This is a genomic window from Endozoicomonas gorgoniicola, assembly GCF_025562715.2.
Lineage (GTDB): Bacteria > Pseudomonadota > Gammaproteobacteria > Pseudomonadales > Endozoicomonadaceae > Endozoicomonas_A > Endozoicomonas_A gorgoniicola.
On record NZ_JAPFCC010000001.1, the window covers coordinates 4,160,890 to 4,178,173 of the forward strand.

The following is a 17,284-nucleotide window of genomic DNA, read 5'->3' on the forward strand; positions in this document are numbered from 1 at the left end:
GACTTGACCACCTTTTACCCGACCAAATTCATCTGTTTTGCAGGCTATAGCCATTCCATGCATAAACCCATTACACTCAGCCGCTATGTTTTTCACAGTTTGCGTAAACTGCTCGCACTGGTGACAAGGCCTACGGTTCAAAACAATAGCGCTGAAGCCCTTGGCCTTCAGCCTGACAAGCCGGTTTGTTACGTTCTGCGCAACCGTTCCCTGTCTGACTTGCTGATGCTTGAGAACGTCTGCCGGAAAGCCGGTCTGCCTCGCCCTTACGCTTACATTGATGCCGATGCCCGGGAGGGCGACCGGGCTCACTTCTTTCTGACCCGGCAGGAAGGCCTTATTTTACAACGGGAACGCCCAAAGCACTCCAACACTCTGGAAAACCTGCTGAAGCGGGTAGAAGAACAGGAAGGCAGTGACGTTCAGCTGGTTCCCGTCAGCGTGTTCTGGGGGAGAGCCCCGGACAAAGAACATTCAGCCCTAAAACTTCTCTTCGACTGGAATTTCAGCCTGGGTGGCCGGTTTCGCAAGTTTATTGCCATCCTGCTGCATGGTCGCCACTCCATGGTGCATTTCAATCCAGCCATGTCTCTGCGCGAGATTGTTGATGAAGGTCAGGATCACCCGCGAACCCTGCGCAAAGTTGGTCGGATACTAAGAGTACATTTTCGCCAGCTGCGCGAGTCGGTAATAGGCCCCGACCTGTCCCACCGTCGCAATCTGGTCAATACCCTGATCCATACGCCACAGATTCGTCAAGCTATTGAAGCCGAAGCCGCAGCCCACGACATCACACTGGTAGAGGCAGAGCAGAAAGCCCGCTCCTATGCCAACGAAATCGCGTCGGACTATTCTTACCCGGTGCTGCGCTTTCTGGATATCGTGCTGACCTGGTTCTGGAACAAACAATACGACGGCGTTTCTATTAACAATGTCGAACAAATCCGCGACCTGGCCCAGACCCACAGCATTGTGTATGTTCCCTGTCATCGCAGCCATATCGACTACCTGCTGCTGTCGTATGTTTTGTACTATGAAGGTCTGACACCTCCACATGTTGCCGCAGGCATCAACCTGAATATGCCGGTGGTCGGCACTATTTTGCGCAAAGGCGGTGTCTTCTTTATGCGCCGGACCTTCCGTGGCAATCCGCTATACAGCAATGTGTTCCATGAATACATGCACACTCTGTCGACCAGAGGCTTCCCGATTGAATACTTCGTGGAAGGTGGCCGTTCCCGCACCGGGCGAACCCTGAATCCGAAAACCGGTATGCTGTCGATCAGTATGCGCAGCTATGTTCGTGACAGCCGCAAGCCAGTAACCTTTGTACCGGTGTATATCGGTTACGAAAAACTGCTGGAAGTGAAAACCTATCTTGGAGAGTTGCGTGGCAAGTCCAAGAAAAAAGAATCCCCTCTGGACGTTTTCAGTACCCTTGCCGCGCTCAAGGATCAGTTCGGTAAAGCCTGGCTGAACTTTGGCGAACCCATTGACCTGGGAACCCTGCTGGACAAGCAGGTGCCGGACTGGGAAGACCACACTTCTGTCAACGAAAAACCAGCCTGGCTGAAAGACGCCACCAATCAGCTGGCTTTTAATATCGCCAGTGGTATCAACTCCGCAGCCGTTCTGAACCCAATCAACCTGGTGGCGATGGCATTGCTGTCCTCCCCCCGGCATGCGCTGGGCGAGCAGGAACTGGTTCTGCTGCTGGATACTTACTGCCGAATCATGAGCCAGTGTCCATACAGTTCACAAACCGTAATGACCGACCTCGACGGTCATGCCATGCTGCGTTATGCGGAAAAGCTGAATGTTGTCACCAAAATCAGCGACTCTCTGGGTGATGTGTACAGTCTGGACGAAAAAACCGCTGTCGCCATGACCTATTATCGCAACAACGTATTGCATATGTTCGCCGTGCCATCGTTGCTGTGCTGCCTGTTTGTCAACAACGACTGTCTGACTCTGCGTGAAATTTACCGCGTCTGTACGATTCTGTACCCCTACCTGAAAGCGGAATTGTTCCTGCACTGGAGTGAGCAGGGCTTTATGCGAGTCGTGCGCAAGTGGTTAAACACTCTGGTGGACGAAGGGCTGATTACCGTTGACAGTGACAGGGTCTACTACCAGCCAGAACAGAGTTCATCCAAATATGTGATGCTGACGGTTCTGTCCCGTGCTATTTCCCAGACCATTGAGCGTTTCTACATGGTCATCAGTTTGCTGATCAGTAATGGCACTGGCTCCATTGAGCAGGAGACTCTGGAAAACCAGAGCCGTGACCTGGCTCAGCGCCTGTCCATCATTCACGGCCTGAATGCTCCGGAATTCTTTGATAAAGCCCTGTTCAAAGGCTTTATCGGGCAGCTACGCCTGAACGGTGTACTGGACATCTGTCAGACCAACAAGCTGAACTTTGGCGAAGACGTTGTGATGGTGGCTGAAGAAGCCTTCAAGGTGCTGACCAGCGAAGTACGCCACAGTATTCTGCAAACCACGAAAAGTCAGCCGGTGCCTGTTTTGGAACCGGATCAGCAGTGAATCACTGCAAGGCCGCCGCCCTGTACGACACAGGGCGTTGCAGCAGTCTGTTACTGTTATCGCACTTTTATTTATCTTTACCAAATGCTTTGAAGGCATAAATATCATAACGGCAGGCTTTGCCTTCCAGACGATACGTTGGTTCTTTGCCAGAAAGGTCTGGCGCATGCTTCGGGCGTTTAACCACCACCCGGTATGCTGCCAGAGCTTCTGCCGGTGCCAGCAGCTCATCGGCATCAGGGTCACCGCTCAGCAAATCCTGAAAAATGCGCATCTCTTTTTTCACCAGTGCCGACTTTTCCCGGTGGGGAAACATCGGGTCAAGATAAACGACATCAAACTGTTGACCTTCGGCAACCATGGTCTGCATAGCCTGACGACTGTCTTCGTTTATCAGTTTCATACGGTTGGCAATAGCGGCCACCTCCGGGGCCAGTCTTGCTCGATCAATACCGTCCTGTAGCAGAGCCGCAATCACCGGCGAACGTTCAATCAGAGTCACTGAACAACCCAGAGTGGCCAGCACAAACGCATCACGCCCCAGCCCTCCTGTACCATCAAGCACATGAGGGGTTACGCCTTTATTCAAACCGACTGCTTTGGCAATATCCTGCCCTTTACCACCACCAAACTTGCGGCGATGCCCTGCCTTACCACCAACAAAGTCAACAAATACCGGTTTTTCCTTATCACCCGCACGACGCAGACAGAGTACATCCTCCTCAAAGCCCAGGATTAATGAGCCTTTAGGCAAGCTTCTGGTATCAGTCACCCATTCAGAGCATGGTACTTTATCATGCAGCTTTTTAAGGCAATGATATTTTTCCAGCCCTTCAACCAGACCGGAACAATCAATATAAAGAGAAAAGGACATCCGCAGCTTTCTCATTCAAACAGACATAAGCGAAAAAATGGGAGTTTAGCAGTTAAGGGGGGCGGAGCGTACCGCTCAGCCCAGCATCACCCAAAGCAGGACAGCACCAAGACAGAACCGGTAAATAACAAACGGCATCAGCCCGATACGGTTAATAAATGCCAGAAAGTAATGAATACAGACCCAGGCGCTGACAGCCGCAACCACTGCACCACTCAACAGTACTGACCAGTCAACCGGAGCAGCATCCTTAACCAGATCCAGAGTGAGCAGAGAGCCTGCCCCAAGGATGACCGGAATGGATAACAGAAAAGAAAAGCGGGCAGCAGCTTCTCTGGTCAATCCCAGCATTAAACCGGCGGTCATGGTGATACCGGAACGGGAAGTCCCAGGAATCAGGGCAATGGCCTGAGCAAAGCCTATGATCATAGCCTGCCTGAATGTCAGCTTTTCCAGAGGTTGAATACGCTTGCCTTTAAGGTCTGCCCAGCCAAGTAGCGCACCAAAAATCAGAGTGGTTCCGGCAATGACACCAATTGTCCGCATGGCTTCATCAAGCCCAATGGCTTTCAGGGCAAAGCCAAATGCCACAGCGGGAATGGTGGCAAAAATCAGGTACCACCCCAGACGGCTGTTAAAGGTTGAACCTCTGCCCACCAGTGAACCCAGCCAGTCGATGGCTATTTTGAGGATATCGTTGCGGAAATATCCAATGACAGCAGCCAGCGTACCGATATGTACCGCCACATCAAACGCCAGCCCCTGGTCACTCCAGCCCAACAACTGTGCCGGAAGAATAAGATGCCCCGAGCTGGAAACCGGCAGAAACTCGGTAATACCCTGTATCAGCGCAAGAACAATAATCTGCAAAAAATCCATGAGGGTGCTCCTGAATCCGTTTGTAACGTTATACAGTATGTCGCCCACCGCAGTGCTATCTCAAGCCTGTTTTGGCTGTTTTCTCAGATTGGTAGTCTCCCAATAGATAGTCTCCCAATAAATTGCAATCACAACTCTGTGTTAATGAGGAAATGTTCAAACAACATCCGCAAAAATCGCTAGTATTTTCAATTGTGTCTCTTAATCACCCCTGAGAAGTAACACTATGAAGATCTGGATTACCTCAGTGTTCAGTTTTTTAACACTGTTTTTTTCAGCAGCGCATTCAGCGCCTTTTGAAGAATATTCATCCAATGATTTAACCAGTTATGCACCTCAATACACAGAGCTTGAGTTCCAACAGTTCCTGGAACAATTTAAACAACCCTCAGAAAGGCCAAAACGCGGCACCTCGGAATACGAAACCCGCAAAGCTACTTTTTTTGAAAATATGGCTGACGCCATGAAATACAACGCCAAAAGTACAGCCGAAGGAAGGTATCCAACGGCAGGCATAAACAGCCTGTTTGATATTGGTGTCGATGACTTTGAAAAAAATCATTTTGGTTATGACAAATCAGGTTTCAAACATAAAAAGGCATCAACCAGTTTTACCAAAACGATAGTTTCATCTTTTAAATACAGCGGTAAAACATTGCCCAGTGCCATTGACTGGAGGACAAAAGGAGCGGTGACTCCGGTCAAAAATCAAGGACAGTGCGGAAGCTGCTGGCTCTTTGGCACCACAGGTGCATTGGAAGGCTACTATAAGCGCCTGGGAAATCCTTTGACATCCTTTAGTGAACAGTACTTTGGCTCCTGCAATGGAGCAAATCCTGCGTGCCAGGGAGGTACTGCACTTGATGTTTATGCTTATCTGAATGCCAATAACTACACCTTATGCACTGAAGAAAGCTGCCCCTACACCTCTGGCTCTGGAATCGATTACCCTTGCACTCTGGAAATGATGAACAAATGCAAACAAATTCAAATCCCAAATGGTTTAAAAATCAGGACAATAGAGCCAGGAGATGATTTGGCTGTCATGGAAGCATTACTGGATGGTCCGGTTTCAGTGGCCATTAAAGCCTATTTAAAAAGTTTTATGCTCTACAAAGAAGGCATTTATGATGATCCGGAGTGCTTAAAAAACAGAGTAAACTCCCTCGACCACGAAGTGCTGTTAGTGGGCTATGGTGTAAATGAACAAAATGTGCCTTACTGGATCGTGAAAAACAGCTGGGGAGATCAATGGGGCGAAGGGGGATATGTCATGATGAGGAGGGGGAAAACAGGTGAGATAAACGACCAATATAACGATTTTTGCGGCATTACACTGGATGCTGTTCAACCCATCTCCCCGGGAAAATAAACCCTTACGCTATCGTTCACTCTTCTTGAGTGCAACTTTGTCCCGCAGGTAAACGGGCATCGCCTGTTCCGCTGAAACAGCGTGTCCGTTACCGTAATGATCAGCCGCTAATGTCGCAATGTCTCCGGCACGCGGGTAACTGTCAACAAACTCAAGTCTTTTCTGGCTGAGTCAGGCAGGCTGTGATATTTGCAGAACTTCAGACTATTTAGAACTGAATGGAGGGTTGTGATAACCAGGTCTGTAATACTGGCTCTCTGCTCCGTATATGCTGCGACAGAACATGCAGTGGATTTGCGGGTAGGGATGGCCTGTGTGGTAAAGCACATTGAGAACTTCCTCCAGGGAAATGCCTTTGGAACCGGATGGTTCTGTAGTGACAACGTCGTAGACTCTGAACGGGTGCTGAGCAAAGGATGGGGTAAAATCATATCGGCCATCAATGAGGTCTATATAGATAGCCTCGTCCTTTAAAGAAAAATCCTTACTATCAAAGAACAGCTCATAGTTGGGTGTCTTTTCATTGGGCAATACAGCCTCCAGGGGGGGGTATTTTCCTCTCATTAACTTACTTAAACTGTTGTTAGTAAAAAGTACAAAGCCAGCAGGCGCATAAAAAAACAAGGTTGTCCATACGGGAATGGTAATATGTCGACTCACCTTGAGAGCATTAGATTTTTTTATTCCTCCATGGGCTAGAATAATCAGGTTCTGGACATTCTCTTTATGCCAGTTCAAACCAAACAGGTTGAGTTTTCCATCCAGTAACTGCTTGTGCATTTCCGGGGCAGGGTGTGAAACAGTACTCGGATTCATTTTATTAGGTTTGCATATAATTGAAGGCTAATAACAGAAACACTATAGCATCCATTTTCTTCAACGAAGCTTGCGAAGTCCGTTAAGCCACTGTCAAACGTGGGCTGTCAGGTGTCAGCCCTGCAAAGGTTAACACAAACAGGAACCACTGCTAGCTGCCTGTGTGGGTTGCCACCTTGACACCAAAAGCTACCAGAACACCACCGACTAATTTTTCAATGGTATTTTTAGACTTCTTAAACGCTTTAAGCAGTTTTGGTTGAGTCAAAAAAATTGCCACGCAAGTAAACCAAACCAAATGAGTAAAAGATATGATTGCCCCGTACATTATTTGTATGGCTATTGGGGTTTCTGGTTTAACAACTTGAGTAAATATGCTGAGAAAAAAGACAGTGGCTTTAGGGTTTAATGCATTGGTTATAAACCCAGTTTTAAATGCTGAGAATGAACTCATTAAGCCTGTTGTTCCGCATATTTCAATATCACTTTTAGATTTAAATGTCTGCCAGCCTACAAAAATCAGATACGCTGCCCCCAAATATTTTATTATGGAAAAAAGTAAGATCGATTTTGAAATTATTACGGCAAGCCCTGCTATTGAATAGGTAATATGTAGCCAAAGAGCAGCACTCACACCCAAAGATGAAAATATTCCAGCTTTTCGGCTAAAAAAAATACTGTTCCGGGTGATCATTACAAAGTCAGCTCCCGGAATGATCGCCATGAAAATAGCAATCATCGATACAGAAACTAATTCAGGAATATATTCAGCGAAGTTTATTATTTCCATTTTTACTCCGATGTTGAAGTTTATTGCAGCTGACAATCATTAGACATGCTCACCCACACTACTGTCAAACTACCCAGCAGCTGAAGCAGCCAGAGTGGGAGCTGAAAGGGTGAGAGTTTGAAGGACTGTGATAAACCTCTGGGTCATGAGGCATTGTTAGAAGGGTATGGCAAAACTGACAGACATACCCCCCTACAATTAACGCTCACTCTTCTTGAGTGCAACTTTGTCCCGCAGGTAAACGGGCATCGCCTGTTCTGCTGAAACAGCGTGTCCGTTACCGTAATGATTAGCCGCTAATGTCGCAATGTCTCCGGCACGCGGGTAACTGTCAGTATGACAGTCCCGTACCGACGCGGCTGTTTTCTCACGAAAAACCCAGCCAGTCCCCATGCCCAGCCACTGGTCATCACCTTCTGGCACCATCACTTTTTCCGGAACAATGACCACTTCATCCTGAAGCGGCTGCATTAAGCCATTCTGTTCCCTGAACGCACCCCAGTAGACCTCATTCATGCGGGCATCAATAGATGACAGCACGGATGTTGCTCCGAAACGACGCAAGCCTTCCTGTGCCAGCGCCGCCAGTGTGGAGATACCAATCACCGGCTTATCCACAGCAAATGCCAGTCCCTGTACCATGGCGGTTGCAACCCGCAAACCCGTAAATGCTCCCGGTCCCCGACCAAAAGCCAGGGCATCAATCTGGCTTAATGTGAGACCTGCATCTCCCAGAATTTGCTCAACCATCGACAGCAATTCACGGCTGTGACGACGAGGCAACATCTGAAAGTTTTCAATTATTTCACCATCGAGGTTCAGTGCGACAGAGCAGGCCTCGGTGGCAGTATCCAGCGCCAGTAACTTCATGAGTTTCTCTGGGTTGTTGTCTTCAAGTGGGTTTTCTTTAACATAAAAAGGACGCATCAAGCGTCCCTTTTATCAGTTTCGACTGACTCAGCTCAGGTTGTTTATACAACAACTTATGCTTATGCAGTCACCGGCTTCAGCGTAACCAGCACTTTGCCTTTAATGTCGTCAACGCTGCCAACACCTTCTACACAGGTGTAACGGGTTTCACCTTCAATATTCTTGTAGAAGTCCACCAGCGGAGCAGTCTGTTCGTGGTATACACCCAGACGGTGACGTACGGTTTCTTCTACATCGTCTTTACGCTGGATCAGGTCTTCGCCGGTTACGTCATCCTTACCTTCAACCTTCGGCGGGTTGTAAACGACGTGGTATGTGCGACCGCTGCCGGGGTGTACGCGACGACCACCCATGCGCTGAACAATTTCTTCGTCTTCAACGGCAATTTCAACCACGTGGTCAATTTCAACACCGGCATCGCGCAGCGCTTCTGCCTGAGGAATAGTACGAGGGAAACCGTCAAACAGGAACCCGCTGGCGCAGTCGGCTTCAGCAATACGCTCTTTCACCAGGGCAATAATGATGTCGTCAGAAACCAGGGAACCGGAATCCATGACTTCTTTCACTTTTTTGCCCAGTTCTGTGCCATTCTTGATCGCGGCACGCAGCATATCGCCAGTAGAAATCTGGGGAATACCGAATTCTTCCATGATGAACTGGGCTTGTGTACCTTTACCTGCGCCCGGGGCACCCAACAGAATCACTCGCATGAATAATGCTCCTGTCTAAAACCTGCCTCAGGGTAAACATACCCGGAAGCCTGTTTCGTTTGACCTATGTCTAAAAAGGCACACAGCATATACACACCCGCAGTGTGATACAAGTTCAGCCCTGAATTTCAGAAAGGGAAGTAGTGAATTGCTCAAATTCTCCTGCAATTCTTGCTGTGCATACTACTCTTGCTTCAGCTTTCTGAAAATACATAATTAACACCCTGCATCAGCCTGGTTATTTCTAAGCATGTTTTTGTTTTAGCTTTCCCGTTAATGCGCCCGATAAGAGTTCTTAAGCCTCAACTGTACGGGAGATTCGAAGCAAATTGTAAGATATCCGGATGATGCAACAATCGTACATGAGAAAATTTATGGCCGGTAATCATAATTCACGTTATTTCGTTCTGATTGTTGCCTTACTTTTCATTATTATCTTTCCTTTTCATAAAGCCTTTCCGGGCGGACTTGGCATCAGCCACATTGGGTCTATACTGCCAAACGGCTATTTGGCGCTGCAGTATGCACACAAAGAAAACAAAGGTGCCGAACCTTATCCAGTATTTGAATCCGGTAGTCCTGAGTGCCTTATGCGTACAGAAAGAGTAACCGGGCAGTCCATTGATGCACCATTTAAAAAAAATATCGGTCTCCCGGGTATCTTCCGGCCTGTTCCTGTGAAGCGACTGGAAGTCCTCATTCGCTCCGCAAAGAACTTTCAAACATTGCAAGACACCTCATTTATTACGATGGCTGATGCCCGGGCAAAGCCCTACAACCATCCACCAGAGCACGATTTAGAGTTGCTTATAGGCGTTGATGCCGGTTATTGGGTTTTCTATATCGTCGAGACAACCCCATCAGGAAAGCCTGTCGCTGTGCGAAAAGTCAATACAGGACAATATTATTTTGCATTAGAGTACCAGTCGCTTTGGCAATGGTTGAATGACTTGAGTTCAATCAGGATTAAATCCAAATGCAATGAGTGGCAAAAATTACTTTATGAATTCAGGTTCGCATCAAACGCCGAGCCTGATCCGACCAGGTTGGCGCTCTTCAAAAAGCAGCTTATGGAGCTGGTACACAGCATTATCATGACTCCCCCCCAAAACACTGACAATAGCAAGGCTGATAAAAAACCCGTGCTTTACTCCCTTCCTAAAACACCACCTTCGTCTTCCTCCCCGCAACCAGACTCTGATGATCAACCGTCCACCTCAGGAGCAACCGGGCAAGAAGGCACATCCAGTGGATTTCACAAAAAGCCACTATCCAGATGTGATCAGGAATTAGAGGATGCCCTGCACCTGCTTGGCTTAGAAATGGATGCCCTGAAGCAACCCGACGCCGCTGAGGTGATTAAGAGTCATTTTCGAAAAGCCGCACGTAAGTATCATCCTGACAAGGGGGGAACTCATGAACAATTTCTGAAGCTAAAGAGCGCCGCTGAATGTCTTGGAAATCATTTAGGCCATCGTGGCCTGATTTCTATAGTGGATGACATAACTGATCTGCTCCGCGATTATGAAAAACAGTCAAACAAAGTTTTTGACTCTATGCATGAAAGGTTAGATAAAATGCGCTCTGACGTTAAAGAGCTGAGCAATTGGATGAACTCGCTTCATCCTGAACCCAGCCACAACGATCATCCACGCTCTAAAAAAGCTCGTCGATAACGCCGTATACAGCTGACTAAGAAAGCATCTGCCAAAATTCGTAATGCAGACCTGGTCAGACATTGGCAACGACGGCAGAACCTTCAGGCATTTTGAATGCTTACAGTCCAACTAATTATGCCGATAGGTTATTTAAGATTTAGCTAACAGGGACGTAGCTATGCACAGTCATTGGCTCAGGACTCAACTCAAAGCAGTCTTGCTATCTGTGTTTTTTTCAGTATTAACTCTGCTGCCTTTAACTGCACAGAGTATTCCCAACAGCCGTATTAAAGGCTATCCCTGGCTGCTGTCCGCCATCAGAAATAATAACCTGCCCAGCGGCTATCTGGATCTTGCCAAATGTCGCATGACGAAAAATATCAGCGATATGAAGGCAGATCGTCGCACTTATGGGGTCAGGTTCACTGATAACTTCTCCTTCAACCCGGACAACGGAGAAATTGTCACGATCATGAATATCCTTTACCTGCAGACCAAAGACCTGAACGGAACACCTGTATTAATGAACCGCCCGGCCACCACCATTCTGTCAGGCAAACCACAGAATGACTTTCTCAACTACCAGATTGTTATGAGTTTTGATGGCAAAACGTTGATGCAGCTTTATCAGTGTCCCTGGGACAAAGCGGTTTTTCTATGGAGATGATCAGGCTTCCGTAACGGTATACCGAAGCCTGATACAAGCTGGACTCAAACAATACAGATCTATTCAATCAGCCCGGGGTGGCTTCATTTGAATCTTCAACATCCAGCTCCTCAAACTGAGTGTCTTAATCAGGTGTTGCTATGTTTTAGGGCTTCTTAAACTTAACAAAAAGCTTGGGCATTTTTCCCATGACAGGGATTCCAAGCAGAGCTTTGGCATTGTAAGCCAGAACGAAGTGGGCAGGTTCAAGGTCATAAATCTTATTGAAAGCTTCGATCATCCACCAGAGATTGCCATGTTGATTCTCAGCATAAATTATTTGCATGCTGCTAAGAGAGTACCCCATCTCTTTATACATCAGAAAGACCATCAGCCCCTCCAGAACATGCTCAATACCCGAGTCGCTTTCGGCCAGTTTCTCCAGGTTCGTTTTGTAGCCAGCGTAAGGAACCGAGTCAGGGAGTAACGCTTCGGCCACAGACATAAAACCCTTGACACTACCCATGGCCAGCTCCGTTAACTTCTTGTTTTCTTCCTTAATTTTCTTGATTGCGACCTGAGCAAAAAGCCTCACTGTCGCATCGGTCACCGCCTGACCAGTAGGCATCCGGGCATCCAGCAGTGTCATACCAGCATACCGCTTAACATCAATATCTGTTTTAGGGTGATAGATGACCACCCCCATGTCTTTTTGATTAGCGTATGTCAGCAAGCTTGCAAAAGATACCTTCTGCTCTTCAGACAGTTGCAAATATTTCCTGATAACACCGCTGAGTTCATCAGATATTTTTTTAGGGTTAACACCATTTATCTGTGCAAGTGCCTGGTCATGAATCACTTTGATATCCATTTCAAATTTGACCAGCTCAGTACCCGAAACACCTTTGGCTTCGCGTTCTTTCTGTATCTTATTTTCAAGCTGCGCGACTTCACCTTCAGTGAAAGACTGGCAGTTTTCAAATTGCTGATCGGGATATCTTTCTTGCAGACTGGACTCAGGTTGATTGTAGTGAGTGTAACCAAGTCCCTCTGTATTATGAGTCCCCGCCAGGTTGTTGTAACGCTTATAGGACAGCCCCAGCTTTCTCAGATGTTTGGTTTTCTCTACTGCCCTCTGTCCTTCAACAAATAAATTCCATTCTTTTTCTGTGAATTCAATGGGCTTTCTCACTGGAGACTGTTGATTGTCTGTATTTCTGAGAGCCACTGCGGACTCACCTTGTACCGTTACTGCCTGTTTCACAACAGGCATCTTCACCTGTTCACCGGTGTTCTCTGATGACGCAGGGGGCAGAGGAGTACCTGGTCTTATCCTGACGGTTACATAATCATCAGTCTGTTTTGGTGTCCCATAACAGTCTGGCTGATAAAGCGAAGGGCTGAGAAACGCTTCAGGCCCCTGATTTGGATCATCCGGCAAAGCAGGTAACAGAGGCTCAATGTAATCGCCGGTTTTTGTATCAAGAATGCCAGCCAACAACTCACGATCCAGTTCAAATTCGCCAGATTCCGATACTTTAAATGTAAATACTTTTTTTCCTGTATTAAATTTAAGTACTTCTGATCCATCTTCCAGCTCTTCTTTATAGCCAGATATTTTATCGTCAGCAAATGCTGTATGGATGAATGACAGGCTCAGCGCTGGTATTAAAAGAGCCAATCGAAAGGCTGGTTTCATTGTAATTCCTCACCATTATTTTTCATCAAAAGGTCCATATACACTGGATCTGTAATATTGTTAGTTAATATCCAGAACAGCCAAGTATAGACCTCATTGACAAATGTGCTTTCGACCAGCGGGTTGGAATTCACCCTTAAAACATAAATTGATACTTATTCACTCTGGCTATACTAATAAATCCAAGGACAATAAAAGGATGTACCGTCATGAGTAAAAAGAAAGACGTCCTGGTACTTTGCAAAGACGATAAAGCCAGCATTAAAAGCCCTGTTGAAGAATATTTCGCCTATCAGCTTGATTTTGAAGCTTTCAGGAAATGGCGGGAAGGTAAGAATAAATGGCCAAATGGCATCATTATCAAAGGTACTGGAAAACCACTTTACAAAGGTGCTGTTTTTCCATTTACACAAAGTAAAGGCAAACCCGTTACCGCTGATTTAAGCGAATGGAAAGAATTTGCCAATAATTCTCCGGATTTAAACCCGAATCCAAGAGTCATTAATCCCGATTCTTTATAAATATTTATTTTTAAATTACAGCAGTTATAAAAAAGCCCGAATGCCTTTTAGCATTCGGGCTTTTTTATGGCGATGAGAAAGCTGCCTCATTCAATGCAGGAGCTGGGTGAGCTTCTTAAATCCCGACGGAATTAAGGCAGCCAGTCATCATCCACAATCCGCTCAAACGACCAGGGGCATTCCTCGGGAAAACTATTCTGGTTCAGTCGTTTCTTTTCAGAGCGAATGTATTTGTTCAGTTCCGCGACAGCCTTGTTTTTGGCACGGGGATACGCTGCCTGCAATACCCGGGCTGTTTTGTTTTTCAAATGCGGGTTTTTGCTGGTCAGCAGCTCGATTTCGGTTCTTGGGTTGTTGATACTGGGTATCCAGGTATGAATAACCTTATCCTGAATCCACGGGTCTTGCAGCACCCGCATCTGGTAATCGTACTTGAGCAGGTGCAGGAGCAGGATGATTAAATGGGATTCCAGCTCGTTGACTGCATCACCCATTCGTTGCTCCATTGCCTCAAGTAAATTCGGAATATCAAGCCTGTCAAATTGACCATTAGCCAGAAGGTGTCGTTGCTGGTTCAACCACTCTGGATAATCAGTATGGTAAAGGTTGTCCATAATTACGCCTCCGTTTGCACTCCACTTTAGACTCCCTTTTTTATTACCTCAACATCAAAGCAGCAAAAAACTGGCCGGTGAAAGCCCCGTAAATCTACGGGGCGTAACAGACGGCTAACCATCAGCCAGTATTCCGCATTCCGGCGGCTATACCTGCCACAGTAATCATCAGTGCCTGCTCCAGATTCTCACACTCTTTATCTTCCTCCAGGTGGCGGAGGCGATAGAGCAATTCAGCCTGCAGAACATTCAATGGATCAATGTAGGGGTTACGCAGCGTAATACCTTGCTTATTCATAGGATGAGCAGACATCAGATCACTGCCACCTTTCAGCTCAAGCACGCTGTTAATAGCACTGTCGAGAAGCATCCGCAGCTTATCACCAAGATGCTGCAGCCCCGTTGGCACCAGACGATCCTCATAATATTCAGCCAGCTTTGGGTCGGTCTTCATAAAGACCATTTCCAGCATTTCCAGACGCGCTTTGAAGAATGGCCACTGCTTCATCATTTCTTTCAGGGTATCGCTCTGCTTTTTATCCAGTGCATTCTTCAGTGCCACACCGCAACCCAGCCAGGTCGGCAGCATCAGACGAGTCTGAGTCCAGGCAAAAATCCATGGAATAGCACGCAGGCTCTCTACACCACCATCAGGCTTACGCTTGGCAGGGCGAGAGCCCAAAGGCAACTTGGCCAGCTCCTGTTCAGGGGTAACGGCCCGGAAGTAAGGCACAAACTCAGGTTCGCCCCGAACCATGCCTCGATAAACTTCCAGAGAGTCACGGGACAGCTGATCCATCATATCGCGCCAGCTCTGTTCAGGAGCCGGAGGTGGCAGCAAGGTGGCTTCCATAGTCGCACTGGCGTAAAGCATCAGGCTCTTTCTGGCCACATCCGGGAAACCAAACTTGAAACGAATCATCTCACCCTGTTCAGTAACACGCAGATGACCATTCACAGAACCCGGTGGCTGGGACAGAATCGCAGAGTGAGCCGGACCACCCCCACGACCAATGGTGCCGCCACGACCATGGAAAAAGGTCAGGTTTACATTGCGTTTCTTACACACCTCAGTGACTTCTTCCATGGCACGGTACTGCGCCCAGCCTGCAGCCATCCAGCCAGCATCTTTGGCGGAGTCTGAGTACCCGATCATGACCATCTGGCCATCGGCACTGTAACCACGGTACCAGGGCAAGCTCAGCAGTTTTTCGATACAGTCTGCCGCACCGTCCAGAGCCGTCAGTGTTTCAAACAGAGGCGAAATCGGCATTGGGAAATCAACACCGCACTCTTTCAACAGCAGCGCGACTGCCAGAACATCAGATGGGTTGTATGCCATGGATATCACGTAAGCTCGCAGGGCTTTTTCCCCTTCGCGGGCAATCACACGACAAGTATCAACAACCTCTTTCACATCCGGACTTGGCTGCCAGTTATTGGGCAGCAGTGGGCGAGGATTCTGCAGTTCACGCAGCAGGAAAGTCTGACGATCATTCTCATCCCAGCTGGCATAGTCGCCCATCCCCAGGGCGCGGGTCAGTTCGCTCAGAACTTCCGTGTGACGATCTGCTTCCTGACGGATATCCAGCTTGATCAGAGTCAGCCCAAAGCTGTGGGCGCGCCGGATCATATCCAGCAGAGGACCATCGGCAATCACACCCAGTCCCACCTCTTTCAGAGAGCGGTAGCACAATTCCAGAGGTTCAATCAGCTCCTGGTTGTCGGTCATGATGTCGGCAGCGTCAGCCATCTCTACCAGTGAACGCTCACACCAGCTGCGGGTATGACGCAGACGCTCACGCAGTTTCTTCAGAACCGCGCGGTAAGGCTCACGGCATACGCCCATTACCTGCTTCATCTCTTCGCTGCACGCGGTCATGGACAGCTCGCCAATCAGAGGCTTCAGGTCTCGCAGATACAGGTCAGCCGCCACCCAGCGACTCAGCAGCAATACTTCCTGGGTCACTTTGGAGGTCACAAACGGGTTACCGTCACGGTCCCCACCCATCCAGGAAGAGAAACGAACCGGTACGGCATCAATAGGCAGACGAATGCCGGTATGCTCTTCCATTCGCTCATCCATAGAGCGCACAAAAGCAGGAATGGCTTCCCACAAAGAGTGTTCAATGGTGGCATAACCCGCTTTGGCTTCATCAATAGGAGTCGGGCGCTGGGTACGGAATTCCAGTGTGTGCCATGCCTGTGACACCAACTGCTGCAGACGATTCTCCAGGCGTGCCTTGCGGCGCTGGCTCAGGCAGGTGTTTTCCAGTTCAGTCAGGCACTCAAAAATCGATTCCTGTTTCTGAATCAGTGTACGACGGCTTACTTCTGTAGGGTGGGCGGTCAGCACCAGCTCCATATCCAGCTGGCTGATGCTGCTGGCAATCTGTTCGTTGGTCAGGCCCTTGTCTTTCAGGCGTACCATCAGCTCATCAAAGTGATCAGGAACATCAAAGGCTTCTTCACACTCTTTGGAAACACCATGAAACTGTTCGGCCAGATTCGCCAAATTCAGAAAGTGGCTGAATGAACGGGTTACCGGCACCAGCTCATCATCCGACAGACCTTTCAGCTGGTCCAGAAGAACTTCACGATCTTCTTCATTACCAGCGCGGGCTGCTTTAGCCAGCTGGCGGATGTTTTCAATTTTGTTAAAAAATTCTTCACCATGCTGATCCTTGATGGTTTGTCCCAGCAAAGACCCTAATACGTTGACATTTCGTCGCAGGCTGGCCTGACTGTCTGCCATAGTGTTTATCCCTGAATAGTTTTAAATGAAAAAGTATCTGCCTATACATTCTGAAAATAAGTGACCAGGAGCCTGTCGGACTTAAGCGTACGTAGCGAGGATTGCAAGAAATTGAGGATAAAAATTTCTGATTTTGAGGCGAATAGCGAGCTATTCAACAAGAAAGCAGGAATTTTTAGACCAATTTATTGCAAACGCAGTAGGACAGTCTTAAGTCCAACAGGCTCATAGGTGAATGAAATGGCTCATTTCAATCAAAGCGATCACTTCAGAACCCATAAACCGATACTTTTCATACTGGTTAATACCCGAACAGCCACTTCGGAAGTTCCGAGCCTATAACAGAATTTCCGAATTTTAAAGCATTATCCACTTCGCCCATACAGCAACAAAATCAAACAATTACGCAATTCGGTTCGTGATTTTTGTTGACGCCTTTTGTTAACATATTAATAAAATACGCAGAACAGAAA

The 17,284-nt window shown here is 47.7% G+C and carries 14 protein-coding genes; 5 read left to right on the top strand and 9 right to left on the bottom strand.

Going from position 1 to position 17,284, the window contains the following annotated elements; translation table 11 throughout:
* Positions 1-3 precede the first annotated feature (3 nt).
* Complete coding sequence (plsB, locus tag NX722_RS18865) at positions 4-2,547, top strand: glycerol-3-phosphate 1-O-acyltransferase PlsB (protein WP_262564397.1); 2,544 nt, start codon at positions 4-6, stop codon at positions 2,545-2,547.
* Positions 2,548-2,614: 67 nt separating this feature from the next.
* Here the strand turns inward: plsB and NX722_RS18870 are convergent, their stop codons facing one another.
* Together NX722_RS18870 and NX722_RS18875 are read right to left on the bottom strand one after the other, a co-directional pair.
* Positions 2,615-3,421 (bottom strand): class I SAM-dependent methyltransferase, encoded by an 807-nt coding sequence (locus tag NX722_RS18870; RefSeq protein WP_262564398.1) that lies wholly within the window; start codon positions 3,419-3,421, stop codon positions 2,615-2,617.
* Positions 3,422-3,496: 75 nt separating this feature from the next.
* A complete protein-coding gene (locus NX722_RS18875) occupies positions 3,497-4,300 on the bottom strand; it encodes an undecaprenyl-diphosphate phosphatase (protein ID WP_262564400.1) in 804 nt (267 codons plus the stop codon).
* Between the two features lie 226 nt (positions 4,301-4,526).
* On the opposite strand from NX722_RS18875, the gene NX722_RS18880 reads away from it, so the two are divergent.
* Positions 4,527-5,672, top strand: a complete 1,146-nt coding sequence (locus tag NX722_RS18880; protein WP_262564401.1) for a C1 family peptidase — start codon at positions 4,527-4,529, stop codon at positions 5,670-5,672.
* A gap of 204 nt (positions 5,673-5,876) precedes the next feature.
* Here NX722_RS18880 and NX722_RS18885 read toward each other — a convergent pair whose 3' ends face one another.
* From NX722_RS18885 to adk, 4 genes are all read right to left on the bottom strand, one after another.
* A complete protein-coding gene (locus NX722_RS18885; protein WP_262564403.1) occupies positions 5,877-6,488 on the bottom strand; it encodes a putative adhesin in 612 nt (203 codons plus the stop codon).
* Positions 6,489-6,639: 151 nt separating this feature from the next.
* Positions 6,640-7,278, bottom strand: coding sequence for a LysE family translocator (locus NX722_RS18890; protein WP_262564405.1), 639 nt, complete (start codon positions 7,276-7,278; stop codon positions 6,640-6,642).
* A gap of 198 nt (positions 7,279-7,476) precedes the next feature.
* Positions 7,477-8,205, bottom strand: a complete 729-nt coding sequence (tsaB, locus tag NX722_RS18895) for a tRNA (adenosine(37)-N6)-threonylcarbamoyltransferase complex dimerization subunit type 1 TsaB (protein WP_262564406.1) — start codon at positions 8,203-8,205, stop codon at positions 7,477-7,479.
* Positions 8,206-8,267: 62 nt separating this feature from the next.
* The gene (gene adk, locus NX722_RS18900) at positions 8,268-8,918 is read right to left on the bottom strand and encodes an adenylate kinase (protein WP_262564407.1); all 651 of its coding nucleotides are present in this window, start codon (positions 8,916-8,918) and stop codon (positions 8,268-8,270) included.
* Positions 8,919-9,280: 362 nt separating this feature from the next.
* Here adk and NX722_RS18905 point away from each other — a divergent pair, with 362 nt between their 5' ends.
* Both NX722_RS18905 and NX722_RS18910 read left to right on the top strand, forming a co-directional pair.
* On the top strand, positions 9,281-10,594 hold the full coding sequence (locus tag NX722_RS18905) for a J domain-containing protein (RefSeq protein ID WP_262564408.1): 1,314 nt from the start codon (positions 9,281-9,283) through the stop codon (positions 10,592-10,594).
* A gap of 160 nt (positions 10,595-10,754) precedes the next feature.
* Positions 10,755-11,243 carry a hypothetical protein gene (locus NX722_RS18910; protein WP_262564409.1) on the top strand — a complete coding sequence of 163 codons (489 nt, stop codon included), beginning with the start codon at positions 10,755-10,757 and terminating at the stop codon, positions 11,241-11,243.
* 145 nt (positions 11,244-11,388) lie between these two features.
* Here NX722_RS18910 and NX722_RS18915 read toward each other — a convergent pair whose 3' ends face one another.
* Positions 11,389-12,921, bottom strand: coding sequence for a hypothetical protein (locus tag NX722_RS18915; RefSeq protein ID WP_262564410.1), 1,533 nt, complete (start codon positions 12,919-12,921; stop codon positions 11,389-11,391).
* A gap of 209 nt (positions 12,922-13,130) precedes the next feature.
* Between NX722_RS18915 and NX722_RS18920 the strand changes: the two genes are divergently transcribed.
* Positions 13,131-13,442 carry a hypothetical protein gene (locus NX722_RS18920; protein ID WP_262564411.1) on the top strand — a complete coding sequence of 104 codons (312 nt, stop codon included), beginning with the start codon at positions 13,131-13,133 and terminating at the stop codon, positions 13,440-13,442.
* 131 nt (positions 13,443-13,573) lie between these two features.
* Here the strand turns inward: NX722_RS18920 and NX722_RS18925 are convergent, their stop codons facing one another.
* Both NX722_RS18925 and ppc read right to left on the bottom strand, forming a co-directional pair.
* Complete coding sequence (locus tag NX722_RS18925; RefSeq protein ID WP_262564412.1) at positions 13,574-14,056, bottom strand: DUF29 domain-containing protein; 483 nt, start codon at positions 14,054-14,056, stop codon at positions 13,574-13,576.
* 121 nt (positions 14,057-14,177) lie between these two features.
* Complete coding sequence (gene ppc / locus NX722_RS18930; protein WP_262564413.1) at positions 14,178-16,811, bottom strand: phosphoenolpyruvate carboxylase; 2,634 nt, start codon at positions 16,809-16,811, stop codon at positions 14,178-14,180.
* Positions 16,812-17,284 lie beyond the last annotated feature (473 nt).